We start from the raw sequence: 15671 nt of genomic DNA, 5'->3' as shown, positions 1-15671 counted from the left end.
CTCCCGCCCAATTTGACTTTCAGACAGCACAACCACCCGATGAGCGTCAGCGCCTCCCACGCCTCCTCGCCCCCCGCTTCGAAGCGGGGCTCCGCTTGGGCCCCCTTGCGTGACTGGCAGTTCCGCGGCCTCTGGCTGGCCAATATCGTCTCCAATATCGGCACGACCATGAATGACACGGCGGCCATCTGGACGATGACCTCCATCTCCGCCTCTCCACTGCTGGTGGCCCTGATGCAGACGATGACAGGGCTGCCTCTTTTTCTGCTGGCCCTGCCTGCCGGGGCTCTGGCGGACCTCGTGGACCGACGCAAGCTCATCCTGTTGGCTCAAGCAGGGGCCTTGCTCACCGCAGCAGGCATGACCTATCTGGCCTTTGCCGGTAAACTTTCTGCGCCGTTGTTGTTGTTGGCGACCTTTCAACTGGGGGTCGCCTCCGCCTTCACCATGCCAGCCTGGCAAGCCCTGATCCCAGACTTGGTGGGCCGCTCCCAGCTTTCTGCCGCCCTGGCTCTGGGTAGCGTAGGCTTCAACACCGCCCGTTCCCTGGGCCCCGTGGCAGGCGGCTTGCTGGTGGCCGCAGCCGGACCGGGCCCCGTCTTCGCCCTCAATACTCTCTCATTCGGCGCCGTGATCTTGGCAGCCTGGCGGGTGAGCCCCCCGTCTCCACCCAAGTCCACCGAACAGGAGCGGATGATGGGCGCCATGGTGGCAGCCCTGCGCTATGCCCGCCACGCCGCCCCCATGCAGGCCGTCCTGCTCCGGGGCGCAGTTCACGTCTTTGCCGCCGTGGCCCCAGTGGCACTACTCCCTATATTAATCCATCGACGCGGGTGGAGCGGGTCTGACTACGGCCTGCTCATGAGCTGCTACGGCCTGGGGGCCATAGTGGTGGCCCTGTTCCTCCTCCCCAAGCTGCGCGCCCGCCTCAGCTTCGACATGGTGGTCACATCTGCCGGGCTCTCCTCGGCACTCGCAGCCTGCCTGCTCGCCGCAGTAACTGATCGCTATAGCATGGGTGCAGCTCTGGCCCTCGCCGGTGCCGGTTGGATGAGCGCGCTCAATACCTTTAGCGTTGCCGCCCAGAGCGCCTTCCCCAACTGGGTTCGCGCCCGCAGCTCCGCCATTTATCTGGTGGCAGTACAAGGAGCCTTCGCCTTGGGAGCCTTGGCCTGGGGGCGAATACTCTCAGACTGGGGTGCCACCGTCGCCCTGCTTGGCGCAGCCGCCTGGCTCCTCATCAGTATCACGCTCCAGAGACGGTGGCCCATCAGTCACGTGGACAAGCTGGACCTCTCCCCATCCAACGACTGGCCTGAGCACACCCTCACCACCACTCCCGGTCCAGAGGATGGCCCGGTCTTGATCACCATTGAATACCAGCTCTTCCAAGAAGACGAGCCTGCCTTCCGCGAGGCGATGCGCGCCCTGCGCAAGATCCGTCTTCGCGATGGAGCTTTTCGTTGTTCCCTTTTTGTAGATCTCGACAATCCGCGCGTTTTTCGGGAGACGTTTATCGTCGGCTCCTGGGCGGAACACCTTCGCCAGCATCAGAGAGCCACAGTAGAGGATCGCCGCATTGAAGACGCGGTGGTGGCACTTCACCGCGGCGATGAGCCCCCGCGCGTTCGACATCTGCTGATGGTGGAACTCTAGGTCCGGGACCACGGCATCGCCCTACCCCCCAAATGAGAGATTCGCAAACATGATAAATCATGCGGCGAAAGCGTAGTTTTGCGATCATCTTATGGAAACCTTGCCCGCGCGCAAATAAAACCACGCCCCCAATTGACTCAGTTTCTAGTATTTGCGATTCTCTGGCGATATTTGCTATTGCGTTTGAGAGTGTGAGTATTACTTTCGAGAATGCAACCCCTAGCATCTCTCACCTTTGCGAACCGTGTGGCACGGTCTATAGTTCTCGCCGTTTCAAGCCTGGTAACTTTCGGCCTCAGCCAAGCCAAGGCACAGAGCTACACCTGGGAAAACTACAACGCGATCATCTTCGGAAACTTGAACATCCAGGGTGAAATCGAAGGACGCACCCTAGTGGGTGGAAATTTGAGCGGGAGCAACTCTTCGAACTTCGGAATCGGCCTTCCCAGTGGCACCTCTGCCACAGACAAGACCTTGGTGGTGGGCGGCAACATTGGCAGCGGGAACCCGCTTCAACTCAACAAAGGCAGCCTATACCTGGGCGGGACCAACGGCCGCACCATCAACTACAATGGTGGCGGCAGCCAGGTCAGCCAGTCCACGGATTTGTCCACCCTCAAGCAGGCTTTCCTCAGCGAGAGCGCCAATCTCAAATCCCTCGCTACCGACAGCGTGGTGACCTCATCCACCAACGGCCAACCAGGCCCTGTCACTTTCACCGCTACCGCGGGCAGCGATGGTCTCGCCGTCTTCAGCATCAGCGCAGACGCCATCTTCGGCAGCAACCTCTCCCAGCAGATTGGCCTCGTTGCCAATGGCGCCACCAACATCGTCATCAACGTTTCCGGCACCACCGTGAACTGGATCCAGAATGCTGGCAACATGGTGGGTGATTTCACCAGCGACTACTGGCAGGCGCACATCGTCTGGAACTTCTACGAAGCCACCACCATTAATCTTGGAAGCCACCAGTTCAATGGGAGCATCCTGGCCCCCAATGCCACAATCACGACCTCCAACAACATCGACGGCGCAGTCATCGCCAATAACCTGAACCTGACCGGCGAAGTCCACCTGCCAAGCAGCAGCAGCGCCAACTCCTACGCAGGCTATCGCGCCCAAGCCGTACCCGAACCCGGCAGCGCCCTTCTCCTGGCCGTGGCTGGCCTGATTATCCTTACCCGTCGCCGGTCCAATCTGCGCCGCTAGGTTTCAACCGTTCAAGACACCCCCATCGCGCCTGTTTCATCAGGTGGTGGGGGTTTTTTGATGGCACGAAGGTTAAGGCTATCAAATGTGATTTCTGCCTTTTTTACCCGTAGATAATATAATCATTTTCTTGATTCTATAGTGATAATATTCTTGTATATGCCATGAACACCACAGCGGCTCTCAAAATTCAGAAGCCTGGCACGGACAAGCTTCTGCCGGGGCTGCATTTCCAAACCTTGGAAACCAGTTTATCCAACCTGCTGGAGAGGGGAGCACTGCCTCTGTCTGGACGTCCCTCCACAGAATCTGAGAATCTGACTCCCGTTCCCGCAATTGCCTTCGAGGCCCTCCGCGGAGTTTCCTGAGAACAACTGTCTCCCACTCGGCGGCAGGAAGACCACGACAGGAGGGCCGAAGATTCGATTAGGCTCGCCGTTCAGACCGCCTCAGGTACGACCTGCAGGACATAGCGCTCCCCACTCTGAATGAGCTGGAGCGGTGCACCGTAGGCTTGGCTTAGCAGGCTGGGAGACATCACCTCCTCTTTGGGCCCCGCACACAGTACAGCCCCGTCTTTCAGCAGTAGCACCCTGCTGAAACAGGGGAGGATCTCCTCCACATGGTGGGTCACCAGTACCATGGAGGGTGCCCCTTCTTCCCGGGCAAGAGTCTGCAACCATTGCAAAAAGCGCTCACGGGCCACGGGATCAAGCCCCGCGCAGGGTTCATCCAAGATCAACACCTTGTACCGCGCCATCAGCGCACGGCAGATCAGGATCTTTTGCCGTTCCCCCTGGGAAAGCACACCCCACCTGGAATCTGTGAGGTAACCGCAGCCGATCCGGTTGAGCAGGGCACGCGCTTCCTGGCGCAAGGTTGGATCCACTTCCCCCACGAGATTGATCATGGCGTCCCGCCCGCTGACCACTGCATCCAGCACCGGCTCACCTGGCTCCAGGTAGAAGGTAAGCGTACTCGTCACCAGCCCTACGCGTTTGCGCACCTCGCGCCAGTCAGTACGGCCATATTCAGCGCCATCCACAAAAACATCTCCTGCGGTGGCCATCTCATAGCCGGTCAGGCAGTTGATCAGCGAGGTCTTCCCACAGCCGTTGGGCCCCAGGATGACCCAGTGCTCCCCTGGCTCCACCTGCCAGTCAATGCCTTTCAAAATTTCCCGGTCCCGGACATAGCGCAGCCCCTGGATGGCAATGGTGGCATTCTGTTTGGAAGTCGCGGAGGATGAATCCTGTGGAGACATGGGCGGAGGCAGGTTTTCGCTAATCATGAAGAAAACACGGTGGCATGCTTGTTGCTTGACGGGAGTTCTTCTCATAGCCGGAACCACCCGTCCGGTCAACGCCCCCGAAATTTCCACATCGAACCCCTTCACCCGGGTATCGGAGTCCACACCATCCGTGAAGCAGCCCTCACCTGCTGTGACATCGGAGACGCTCTCACTGACACGCTTATCAATGAACCTTGCCGATTCCTCCTTGTCCTCCCCGATTCTCGACTACCTCAAATCGCTGCACGCCAAGTACATCTCTCTGGACGAGGGTGCCGTAGCCACATACATCCCGGAACTTGCGAAGGCTGACCCATCCCTGTTTGGTATATGCTTGGTAACTGCAGACGGGCAGATCTATGAGGTGGGCGACAGCCAGCACTCCTTCACCATTCAATCCATTTCCAAGCCCTTTGTGTACGGCATGGCCTTGGAAGACAAGACCCGCACGGAGGTCTTTACCAAGATCGGCGTGGAGCCCACAGGTGACGCCTTCAACGCGATCAGCCTGGAGCCAGATACCGGCCGCCCCCGCAATCCGATGATCAACGCTGGCGCGATTGCCGCCGTCGGCCAGATCGCAGGCAAGTCACAGAACACGCGCCTGCAGCGGATTCTCGACACTTTCTCCCTCTACGCAGGACGTGAGCTGGCACTCGACTCCAGTGTCTATCAGTCAGAGAGCGACACCGGACACCGAAACCGCGCCATTGGCTACATGCTGCGCAACTTCGATATCCTCACGGAAGATCCCCTGCCCGTGGTTGATCTCTACTTCAAGCAGTGCTCCCTCTCCGTGACCTGTCGCGATCTGGCCATCATGGGTGCCACGCTGGCAAATCACGGCATCAACCCTGTGACTGGAAAGCGGGCCATCCGGGGCGAGTATGTGGAGAGCGTGCTCAGCGTGATGGCGTCCTGCGGCATGTACGACTACGCGGGGGAGTGGATTTATCGAGTTGGCATGCCGGCAAAGAGCGGTGTCGCTGGCGGGATTGTGGCCGTGCTGCCCGGCCAATTGGGAATCGGTATCTTTTCCCCCCCCTTGGATGTGCGCGGCAACAGCGTGCGGGGCATCAAGGTGTGCGATGACCTTTCACGACACTTTGACCTCCACCTGTTCAACTCCCCCCACACCAGTTCCTCAGTCGTGCGGCTGGAGTTCAACGGATCCGAAGTGAACTCCAGCCGGGTTCGCACGCCGGAAGAAGCCAGCCTGTTGAGAACGGCGGGTCGTTCGATACAGGTCCTCCAGCTTCAGGGCAACCTGGTCTTCTCCACTGCTGAGGTGGTGGTGCGGGAGGCGATGAAGGACTTGGGCAACCGGCGCTTCATCATTCTGGATTTGAAGAGGACGCTCGTGGTGAATGAGAGCACCTGCCGCCTCTTCCACCAGTTGCTCCTGAAGCTGGCCTCCTCGGGCATCAAGCTGATTTTCACCCACATCTTCAGAGCCCCCATGCTGCGGCGCTATATGAAAGCCAAGCTCGGTGAAAACTGGAGTTCACTGTTCCACTTCTTTGACGACAATGATCCTGCCCTGGAGTGGTGTGAGAACCACCTCCTGGCCGAGTTGCACCCCAACCATCATGTAGAACTTTCCGCCACGCACTCAGAGTATGAGATGCTGGAGGGCTTGACCCCCGCCGAGGTCTCCATCGTCTCCGCCCTCTTTGTCAGACATCAGTACCGCAAGGGCAGCGTGGTCGTCAATGCGGGTGATGCCGCCCGGGAGCTCTTCGTGCTTGCCCGCGGCACGGTAAGCGTCACCGTCACGCTGGCCAGCGGCATGCAAAAACGCCTGGCCACCTTCTCGCCAGGAATGGCTTTCGGCGAGATGGCGCTCCTGGATGAGTCTCCCCGCTCCGCTGTGGTCATGGCTGACACCGATGTTGAATGCGACCTGCTGCCCATCGAGGCCTTTGAGAGGCTGGAGGACACCCATCCCCACATCAAGATCGTGCTTCTTCGCAATCTGGCGCGATATCTCTCTACCAAGCTGCGCAAAGCCAACCGGGAGGTCAGCATTTTTGACTACTGAACCAGAAAAAATCCCGCACGAAACCTGGCAGATTCCACGTTTTGAGAGCCGCATGAAACTGCCCGCCCTCGTTCCCGCCATTGCCGCCACCCTGGCGATCGTCACCACCCTTGTCAGCCCCACCCATGCCGCCCCAGATGACACCTGGCAGCCCGAGACCGGATTTGTGAGCCTGTTCAACGGCAAAGATCTGACCGGGTGGAACGATCCCAAAAAGGGCGAGAACTTCGACGGCAAAACCGCCTCCAGCGACGGTCGCTACACCGCCGCCGGCGGTGTACTTACCGTGAACCCACCCAAGGATGTCCCCCGGCTCGTCCAGCAGATCTACACTGTGAAGGAGTTCCCCAAGGACTTCGTGCTCAAGTTGGAGTTCCGCGCGTCGGTCAATGCCGACAGCGGCATCTTCCTGCGCAAGCCCCAGCTCCAGTGCCGTGACTATCTGATGGCTGGCCCCTACAAGGAACTCAAGCAATACAAGGCCCAGGACTGGAATCAGATCGTGGTGACCGTGAAAGACGGCGTGGCACACTGCACCTGCAATGGTGAGGTTCTCGAGGCCACGCTGGCTCTGCCCGCCACCGGCCCCATCGGTCTTGAGGGCGATCGCGGCACTATGGAGTACCGCCATATTCAGTTGAGGGAGCTGTAAGGGTGGGGCGCGGTTGGAAGTTATGAGTTAGGAGTGAAGAGTCGCTTGTTGCTCGTGGCTGCGTTTGCAAGAGCCTGGCCAGGGCAGCTTGCACGACGCAGGATGAAACCACACAAAAGGCCGCTCCCACCCGCTCCTCCGCATCCTCAAGAATGCGCTACGATGAAACGGCCGGCTGGAGTCGATCCGGCACATTGTTGTTGTCGCTATCAAACGGCAAGGCATCCTCCAGATTGCCCTGCCCATCCCCGTCTTCATCCCCACCAGCACGCAACCAAACGCCGGTCTCAGGAAACCACTCCCCCTGCTGCTGCAGGGCCCGCCACAAGTGCTGCACCATCTCAGCCCGCTGCAAAGCACGCCCCTTGTTGTCCAGCAGCCCATGGGAAACAGGCATTCCCAGCCGGGTCAACCAATCATGCAGCGTGCCCGAGGTGGCGACTTCATCCGGACGAAACTTCTCCGCTGTAGGCTGGAATTCACCCCAGGTGACCATGGCCTCGATGAAAGAACAATCCTGATCATCTTTCGCCACATCCTGATAGAGCGGTTGCTCCTGCACAGGCCACGCCTTGGCCAGCCCACTTGCTCGATGCAGTTTCACCAGCGCCTTCGCGAGCTCTCGACGTGTCAGAACTTTGCCCGGCTGAAAGAAGACGCTGCCAGCCTCTGGTGTCCAGACGCCGCGCAGCGCCAACGCATTGGCTGCCTCAAAATAGCCAGCGTCAGGATCCACATCATGCCAGGGCCAGATCAACACACCCGGTCCTCCGATACCGCGCAATAGCTTCTGTTGAAGCTCCCTCACCCGCGCAAGATCTCCCGCCACGGCCCTCGGTTGCCTCCCATCCCTGAGACAAAGCCACGCCAGCGTCCCACCCGCCTGGCCCACATGCATCATCTGCCCGTGCAATCGCAAGGCTGACTGCACCACGCTGCTCACCCCGATGTTTTTCCCGCCTCCAATCAAGCCATCCATGGCTACTGGGACCAGACCGCGCAGAGGGAACAATGCGCGATCCGTATCCGTGTGCCAGCCCCGCGCAGGAGTATGCACATACTGCCAGGGGCCATTGCGATCCTCTGCGAGGTATTCTCGCCGGGTGGGATGGAAGTCGATGTTGAACTGAAAGCCAAAAACTCCGTCCGGGGGCAGCACGCGAGCCCACTTTGGCTCTTTTTCGGTCGTGCGGATGTCCTGCTCCCGGAGCATGCTGAGGGCCTCCAGCCTCAACCCCTCACGTACATAGGGTTTGGGCGGCAACCGGTCCACAGTTCCAAATTCGCTGGTCAGGGACATGTAGCGGAATGACTGGGGAAAGTCCCCCACCCGGTCATGCACGGCAGTCTGCAGATGGTGCAGCACCCCCAAGGCATGCTGCCGGGCGTCGTCAAAAATGATTTTCCGCTGCGCGGGCGTGAGGTCCACGATGTTTTTCCTCGATGCCCCAGGCTCGTTCCGTTCCAGCGCTTCCACCACTCTTTGCGGCAGCTGGCACAGCGGATAATCCTGTACCGGATAGTTCAGAAACGTGGCCTCAGTGCCTGGCGCGAAGCCGTTGTGCCAGCGGTCCACCAACCGTCGGTGGGTGTAGGGGCTGTTGCCGCTCGGGCTGTAAATGCCCGCACTCATATCACTGTCCACCCAGGGGGCAAGCTTGTCCAGAGCCGCGAAGGAACGCGGATCATACGAGGCAGGCTTCGGCACCACAGCGTGCCTGCCGCCTGTCTCACGCAGCACCACACACCATGACAGCGGATTCATTTCTTGATTTCCCGCTTCATCAAATGCTTCGGGGGCGCTGGGCTCTCCAAACCTGGATTTGAGATCAGGGCCAGCCCCGTACTTTGCCCCGCTGAGACGAATCACATCACCCCAGTCGCTGGCATCGAGGGTCAATTTCGCAGTGATGCGCAACCTCGCCTCCCCGCCTGCGACGGGTTTGAACGCCACCCCTGCCACTGCCCCTTCCTGCACCTGGACACTGGTGGGTTCCCAGCCGCGCTCAATGCGCAGCACGCCGTTCTGAACGTAGGGATTGACCAGTCCTTCAAACAACTCCGCAGCCGCCGCCGGTTCAATCGTATCCGTCCCGCAGAAGGCATTGCCAGGAGTGGCCTTGCCATACTTGGCGCTGTTGTGAGCCCGGATGCGACGCACCATCTCCAGAAACAAACCACTGCGAGGGAAGTTGACCCGCCGCCCCTCCACCATCGTCCACTCATCCAGACAGCCTACCCCTTCCGCACTGAACTGCCCACCCAGCCAGTCGATGTCATTCACCAGAACCACCCTCTTCACGCCCAGTCTCGCCGCCTGCACAGCGGCCGCACAGGCAGATTCGTTACCACCGACAATGAGCAGATCCGCCTCCAAATCGGCAGCCCGGCACAGGGGGCCCCATGTCGCGACGCTGGCGAGTACGGTCAAGAAGGGGGGCAAATGGAATGACGCCATGACGGGATAGACTTCGGGTTCGGACAGCTTGACCAAAACAGCACCTATTTCGCGGCTCTATCATTTCGTTTGTCATTTAAAACCTTGTTTGTGATATAAAACAACATGACTACCCGGCCGAAGCGGAAAGCGAATTCACCGTCTGCAGGCAAAAGCCTCCAGAAGATTGATCCATCTCTGACAGCCCTTGCGCGCTACCGTGTTCCTATTCTTGACCGCACCTTGGACTTCATTGAACTGCTGGCCCGGCAGCCTGAAGGGTTGACCCTCGCTGGGCTGACAGACGGGCTTAAGATTCCCAAAAACACCGTCTTCAGGATCGCCTCCACCCTGACCCTCCGCGGGTATGTGGAGAGGGATGAAGAAGGCAAGTCCTACCGGATCAGCCGCAAAATGCTCGCCCTCGGTCACACAGCCCTGGGCGGAGACAGACTCCTGCAAGTCGCGGCTCCAGTGCTAATATCTCTCCGCAATATTACCGGGGAAACAGCCCTGATCGGCACTCTGGCCGGCAGCCATGGAGTCGTCCTGGATCAGGTCCCCTCCCTCCATCCCGTAAAGGTGGTGGTGGAGTTGGGCCACGCCTTTCCTCTCCATTCTGCTGCACCAGCAAAGGCTATGCTGGCGTTTCTGGATCCATCATCCCTTTCCCGCCTGAAGTCACACCTGACTTTTATGCGTTTTACCCCCCACACAATCACAACTTGGGCAGAGTACGCCAGAGTCCTCGACCAGGTGCGAACCGTCGGCTATGCCCTGGATGAGGGGGAAGAAAGTGAGTCGTTTCGGTGTGCCGCAGCACCCGTATTCGATCTCCACGGCCGTCCGATTGCCGCCCTCTGGGTCAGTGGACCAGTGGACCGTCTCTCGCCCACTGCCCTCATACAGGCGGCGGACGCAATCAAGGAGCACGCCTCCCGACTCACCGATCGCCTTGGGGGCTCTTTTCCGCCCGATTGGGAGTGAAACCTGACCAAAAACAGAAAAGAGTGATGCCCCACAGAGCATCACCCTAAATCTTGTGTTCAGCTTGGTGCTGGACAGCTGTCGGAGAGATTACCAGCGATCACCGCCACGGCTACCGCCGCCGCCGCCGTAACCACCACCACCGCCGCCGCTACGACGGTCACCACGGCCACCGCCGCCGCCGCCGTAACCACCGCCACCGCCGCCGCCGTAACCGCCGCCGCCGCCTTTGCGACCACCGCCGCCACCGCCACCGCTGTAACCACCACCACCGCCGGAATAGGAGGGGCGCTCCTCACGGGGGCGAGCCTCATTCACGGTCAGCGCACGGCCCATCCACTCAAGGCCGTTGAGACCCTTGATAGCGGCGTCCATTGCCTCCTTCGTGTCCATTGCCACAAAGGCAAAGCCACGCGGGCGGCCCGTGTCACGATCCGTGGGAAGGCTAACTTCCGTCACCGCGCCATACTGGGAGAAAAGTTCACGGACATCTTGCTCCGTGGCGCTCCAGGCCAGGTTGCCAACATACATCTTCGTATTCATCTTGTACCATCTGCTCGGACCGACTGCTGCATCTTCGACTGTTCCCGACCGTCGGGTTTCAAATCACCACTGAATACAAAGACTCACCTGATGACCTGCCATGCCTTGAATTGGACAGGTGTTCTCGCTAGAGACTGAAAACTATCACAGGTTCTTCAAATTGGAAACAGGAAGTTTTGCTATTCCACGAAAAGTGTTCATCCCCAAGCCCAAATAGCGGCCCGGCACCATTAAAACCTCCTGCTTTGATTATCCAGCCCTCAGAAAAAATACCCCCTGTCACTTTGCTTCTCCAGATTCAAGGCCGCTCCTCCGTACTTCACGCGGCAGGATATGCGTCGGTCGTGATCAATAGGCAGCGCCCTCGGCCCAACGCAACCTTCCTACGTCTCCACCTTCGTTCGATTCATCGTTGACGCACTCCGCCCTTCAATCGTCTGGAAGGAAGATCTCCTACTCCCCCAGGAATCTGACCGGCTTCTCGTAGATGGCGAGGACGATGCAGCCCGCATCGCTTCTCACCTCATGGCTGGTCCCCGGCGGATGGATCCGGAGCGTACCCGCCACGATCTTACCTTGATGATCCCACTGGCTCCCCGCCAGTACCAGGATGTGTTCATAGCCTTCGTGCACATGTTCAGGAATGTGCGCCGCCTTGTGAAACCTCAGCAACGCGGCCGTGGGCCCAGTGATGCCGTCTCCATAGAGACGGTGGATTTCCACGCCGTCGCGAAAGGGCCTCCAAGGCACCGATTCAGGATGCTGGGCAATGTTAAATAGATCCGGTAGTTCGACGAGTGGAAAGGAAGGAGAAGTGGCAGGAGGAATCACGCGTGCAGGGAGGGTTTGAGTGGCACTGTCAGGTTAGGTCAGGCTGCGCCTCAATTTGGCCTCCAGGGCCCCGAGCTGCAACTCCAGGAACACCTTCACGAAAAGGCCAGAAAGCGGATTTGCTTTGGCCTGCTGCGGGCTCACCTCCGCAACTGGCTGTCATGCAGCACCGCCTTCTGGCAATTGGCACTTACCCAACACAACCAAACGAACTAGACTGACTGGACGAAAGAATTTCAGAGTGAAATGAATGCTCCTCTTCCGGAGCGGTACCGGGCGCTGCAGCCACACAGGTCCTTGGGGCTGCAGCGTCCGGGCAGCGGGACAATGGGTGCCACGCCACCGGAGTGACACAAGGTCAAGCCGGGGTGGCAGCCTTCCCAAGCTCTTCTTCCTCCTCGCCGTGGGCGGCGGGCAGAGGCTCGGTCGTGGCATACTTGGCGCAGCCAAAGAGCACGCCTGCGACCAACAGATAAGTGAGGGCCATCACGGGTGACTCGGCAATGCCGATCTTCTCCCCGTGCATCAACCCAAAGAAGGTGAGCACACCACCCGTCACTGCAAAGGCACCCGCCTTGACGAAGCTGCGGTCAATGATGAAGACCGCGATGGCTGGCAGGATGACGCCGCTCAAGATGGCACCGCCGCCCATCACTTCCAGGCCGTGGTAGAGCACGCCCACCTGGCCGAGCTTGTCCAGCCCCACAGCAGCCGCATTCGTTCCGGCAGCGCCCAGGCTGTTGTCGATCAGCATCTTGCCCCAGGCCGCAAGGTGCGGCGTCAGCGCGAGAATGATGGCCGGAGCATGCCGCTTCGGCGTCTCCTGGAAGGCCTGGGCACCGATTAACATGCCAATGTACAGGAGGATCGGTGAGATGGCGACGATCGGGATGAGAGACGACATCAGAGAAACAATCCCAAAGGTGCAGAACAGAATCACGACCACACCCGTGGCGGCTGAATAGCCGATGCGCCCCCCCATCGATTTCCAGCCGGGATGGCCAATGTAAACCGCGTTGATGAAGGGATTTCCCAGGCAGCAACCGATGAGGCTGATGACACCGTCTGCCGTAAGCACCCGGGTGGTGGGAAACTCATCCCCTGCCACTGCCGCGCTCTCCACGTTGTCGAGTGCTTCCACGAGATCGTAGATGCCAAACGGAATGGCCGTGACCAGAATGACCCCCAGGAACTCAAACCCGGAGAAGATGTGACCGAAAGCCGGCAGCGGGAGGGAGAAGCCGAAGCTGCTGAAGGACTGGCTGAGCTTTTCCAGACTCATGCCACCATAGTTGGCACCGAACAGATTCGATCCCCAAGCGATGAGACTGCCCACTGCGATGGCGATGAGACCCGCCGGAATGCCCTTGAAGTAGCGCACTCCGCCAAACCAGCTAAGCAGGATGATCGCAAAGCAGACCACACCGATGATCGGCGTCATGAACATTTCCACCGCCGGGCGCATGGAGATGAAGCTGATGGACACACCGGCCAGGGTGCCAAGCAGGGCGGCACGAGGCGTGATCTTGCGAATGATCGGGGCGATGAAGCCACCGATCATGAGCACAAAGCTCTGGATAAACACCCACGTGAGGCCAGCCTCCCAGCCCTTGATGGGATCCCCCGTCTTCAAGGAGATGGGCAGCATGATGACAAAGACCACCACAAACATGTGCGGCACGCTTGTACCAGACGGCAGTGCGCAGACGTCAGAACGCCCCGTTTTGAGCGCCAGCTTGTAGGCCAGCCACGCATAGTACACCGTGCTCAGGCAAAGCATCAGCCCTGTGGCGGGAAGGATGCGCCCAAACACGATGTCATCTGGCATCTTCAAGACATAGCGCAAAAGTGCGGTGAGGGTGAGAAGGTTGACCAGGATGTTGGTCCCGAATCCGAAAAAGGCGTTCCAGTCACCTGGAACCCATATCTTGGGCTTGCTAAGGGAGGGAGTGGTCATGACTGCAGGTGTTATTTGAGTTTCATGCGTTGCTGATCGAGAGAATCTGAAACTGGCAGAGGAGCCGTCAGGCCAGGGCCTCCACGATGGCGGGAGAGCTGGTGACCCAGCCGAAGATACCGCCCTGGGCCTTGATCATCTTGAGCCCCATCTCCTGGAATTCCGGGAAATAGGAGCCAACACAATCCTCCGGCACCAGGCATTCGTAGCCGCGGTCATTGGCCTCACGCACCGTGGTGTTCACGCAGACCTCCGTGGTGACCCCGGTCACCACCAGTTGGGTGATGCCCTTGTTCTGGAGGATCGCATGCAGGTCGGTGGCGAAGAACGCCCCCTTCCCCGGCTTGTCGATGACCGGTTCATCCGGCAGCGGATAGAGTTCGGCAATAATGTCGTGCCCCGGCTCCCCGCGCACGAGAATGCGCCCCATGGGTCCCGGGTCGCCGATGGTCTTCTCGCTCTTGCCGCGCACCTTTTTGGCGGGAGGCAGGTCGGTCAGATCAGGGCGGTGCCCTTCCCGGGTGTGCAGCACCTGGAGCCCTGCGCTGCGCCAGGCGGACAGGAGCGTTTTGTTGGGCTCGATGGTGCGCCGCAACTGCGAGACGTCGTTCCCCAGCATCTCGCCAAACCCGCCAGGTTCAAGGAAATCCCGCTGCATGTCGATGATGAGCAGGGCACACTGGTCCGGTTTGAGCTCGAAGGCGTAAGGTTCCGCGTCAATGCTGACTGAAGGGGTGCTCATGGGCTGGATGGATGGTCCGGGAGGATGAAATGGAGAAGGAGGCTCCACGGCGGGTACAGCGGAGACCTCCCCGCCATGGAGCCAAGCATTTGCCGCGCCGGGACGGCTTAGAAGAAGATGGAGATGCCGCCGTGGAACTGGACAAGGTCCTCACGATGCTCGTTTGGAGTGAGCACCTTGTTGCCATCCAGGAGGCCCTGATTGTCCAGGTGGTAGTATTTCACCCCGGCATAAGCCGTCCAAAACCCCAGGTCTTTGGGAACAAAGGTCAACGGTACGCTTACTTTCATACCGGTGGAGAAGACCGCCAGCCCGGAGCCGCCTGGGGAGCCATCCATCTGCTGGTAGAACTCGTCGCCCACCAGGTTGATGGAGGTCGGGAACTCGAAGGTGAAGTTCTTCAGCTTGAACGAGGGCTTGATCCCGATGGTGAAGTAGAAGGAACTATCAGAGGTGCTGGTGTCAAAGACGACCGTGGCTTTCTCATCCAGCTCCTGCCAGAAGGCGATCCAGGGATTCAGGGCAAACTTGCCCAGATACTTGGAGTCATCGAAGGACAGCTTGGCTTCAAAGTGGGTGGAGGTCGGGTAGGAATCCACCATGCTCTCGAAGGAGGTAAAGGTGGTGTCCAGGGTGAATCCGCCCGCGAACTTGAAGGTGAGCCCCAGGATGGGATCGAACTCATTCCAATAGCCAGGGTCGGCTCCAGACTCATGCGTGTGGATGGAGCTCCACACACCGGTGGTCAGCGTCACATCCGTGAGGAACCCTGCATCCTTGTCGGAGTACAGGTTCCAAAACACCAGAAACAACGGCTGGAAGATGACGCCCTCGTTCTCTACATTCAGGCCGCGAGGCGTGATGTAGTGGTCAGAGATGTCGAGTTGGAACAAGGCATGCACCCAAGGTTCCTCGGGTGCAGGAGTGATGGCTGCCACGGGTGCCTTGGCAGACGGTTCGCCAGCCATGGCAGGAGCGGAGAGCCCCAGACAGGCCCCAAGCGACGCGGTCGCAAGCAGGGCACGAAGACAAACGGGAGTCGATGCTTTCATAGGGAGTGTTGTTGTTGGCAGGTCCGCAACTGGCGGACGACTGCGAACAATCTTCAGCACTGGGGATGCCAATTCAGCCCCCCAACACTCAACTCACTCATCATGAACGGTTAACACACACACAGAACAAGACAGCAACCGTATCCCCACACCATTTCCTGTTGCAGTCAGCGACACTTGCAACACCCCGACCTCCCCGGTTGCCCGGGTCCACCGGACAAATGCCACCTGATTGCGATCACCATTGGACAAATGCCAGTTCCCCTGCACCAT

General features: G+C 59.4%; 12 protein-coding genes. 5 read left to right on the top strand and 7 right to left on the bottom strand.

Translation table 11 applies throughout. The features are described from left to right. Nucleotides 1-39: 39 nt before the first annotated feature. Nucleotides 40-1656 carry an MFS transporter gene (locus VSP_RS13025; RefSeq protein WP_009961109.1) on the top strand — a complete coding sequence of 539 codons (1617 nt, stop codon included), beginning with the start codon at nucleotides 40-42 and terminating at the stop codon, nucleotides 1654-1656. A gap of 210 nt (nucleotides 1657-1866) precedes the next feature. Next, complete coding sequence (locus VSP_RS13020; protein WP_009961108.1) at nucleotides 1867-2865, top strand: choice-of-anchor A family protein; 999 nt, start codon at nucleotides 1867-1869, stop codon at nucleotides 2863-2865. A 439-nt stretch (nucleotides 2866-3304) separates the two neighbouring features. On the opposite strand, the gene VSP_RS13010 is transcribed toward VSP_RS13020, so the two are convergent. Then, a complete protein-coding gene (locus tag VSP_RS13010) occupies nucleotides 3305-4129 on the bottom strand; it encodes an ABC transporter ATP-binding protein (RefSeq protein WP_044133532.1) in 825 nt (274 codons plus the stop codon). A 214-nt stretch (nucleotides 4130-4343) separates the two neighbouring features. On the opposite strand from VSP_RS13010, the gene glsA reads away from it, so the two are divergent. Together glsA and VSP_RS13000 are read left to right on the top strand one after the other, a co-directional pair. After that, entirely contained in the window at nucleotides 4344-6197 is a 1854-nt protein-coding gene (gene glsA, locus VSP_RS13005; RefSeq protein ID WP_009961105.1) for a glutaminase A, read from the top strand. A 52-nt stretch (nucleotides 6198-6249) separates the two neighbouring features. Next, nucleotides 6250-6849 (top strand): 3-keto-disaccharide hydrolase, encoded by a 600-nt coding sequence (locus VSP_RS13000; protein WP_009961104.1) that lies wholly within the window; start codon nucleotides 6250-6252, stop codon nucleotides 6847-6849. A 157-nt stretch (nucleotides 6850-7006) separates the two neighbouring features. Here the strand turns inward: VSP_RS13000 and VSP_RS35245 are convergent, their stop codons facing one another. Further along, on the bottom strand, nucleotides 7007-9280 hold the full coding sequence (locus VSP_RS35245) for an FAD-dependent oxidoreductase (protein ID WP_198141379.1): 2274 nt from the start codon (nucleotides 9278-9280) through the stop codon (nucleotides 7007-7009). A 132-nt stretch (nucleotides 9281-9412) separates the two neighbouring features. Here VSP_RS35245 and VSP_RS35240 point away from each other — a divergent pair, with 132 nt between their 5' ends. Then, complete coding sequence (locus VSP_RS35240; RefSeq protein WP_009961101.1) at nucleotides 9413-10273, top strand: IclR family transcriptional regulator; 861 nt, start codon at nucleotides 9413-9415, stop codon at nucleotides 10271-10273. A gap of 90 nt (nucleotides 10274-10363) precedes the next feature. Here the strand turns inward: VSP_RS35240 and VSP_RS39350 are convergent, their stop codons facing one another. The 5 genes from VSP_RS39350 to VSP_RS12960 form a co-directional block, all read right to left on the bottom strand. Further along, nucleotides 10364-10816: an RNA recognition motif domain-containing protein gene (locus VSP_RS39350; RefSeq protein WP_009961099.1), complete on the bottom strand. Its 453-nt coding sequence runs from the start codon at nucleotides 10814-10816 to the stop codon at nucleotides 10364-10366. 453 nt (nucleotides 10817-11269) lie between these two features. Next, nucleotides 11270-11647, bottom strand: a complete 378-nt coding sequence (locus VSP_RS12980; protein WP_198141378.1) for a cupin domain-containing protein — start codon at nucleotides 11645-11647, stop codon at nucleotides 11270-11272. A 358-nt stretch (nucleotides 11648-12005) separates the two neighbouring features. Beyond that, on the bottom strand, nucleotides 12006-13604 hold the full coding sequence (locus VSP_RS35230; RefSeq protein WP_009961096.1) for a hypothetical protein: 1599 nt from the start codon (nucleotides 13602-13604) through the stop codon (nucleotides 12006-12008). 67 nt (nucleotides 13605-13671) lie between these two features. Continuing rightward, nucleotides 13672-14346 carry a cysteine hydrolase family protein gene (locus VSP_RS12965; RefSeq protein ID WP_009961095.1) on the bottom strand — a complete coding sequence of 225 codons (675 nt, stop codon included), beginning with the start codon at nucleotides 14344-14346 and terminating at the stop codon, nucleotides 13672-13674. Between the two features lie 107 nt (nucleotides 14347-14453). Then, nucleotides 14454-15398 carry a hypothetical protein gene (locus tag VSP_RS12960; protein WP_157210867.1) on the bottom strand — a complete coding sequence of 315 codons (945 nt, stop codon included), beginning with the start codon at nucleotides 15396-15398 and terminating at the stop codon, nucleotides 14454-14456. Nucleotides 15399-15671: the final 273 nt, after the last annotated feature.

The sequence above is a fragment of the Verrucomicrobium spinosum DSM 4136 = JCM 18804 genome, from assembly GCF_000172155.1.
Classification (GTDB): domain Bacteria; phylum Verrucomicrobiota; class Verrucomicrobiia; order Verrucomicrobiales; family Verrucomicrobiaceae; genus Verrucomicrobium; species Verrucomicrobium spinosum.
The sequence above is the reverse complement of the archived record's forward strand: the minus strand, read 5'-3'. Positions and strand labels throughout refer to the sequence as shown.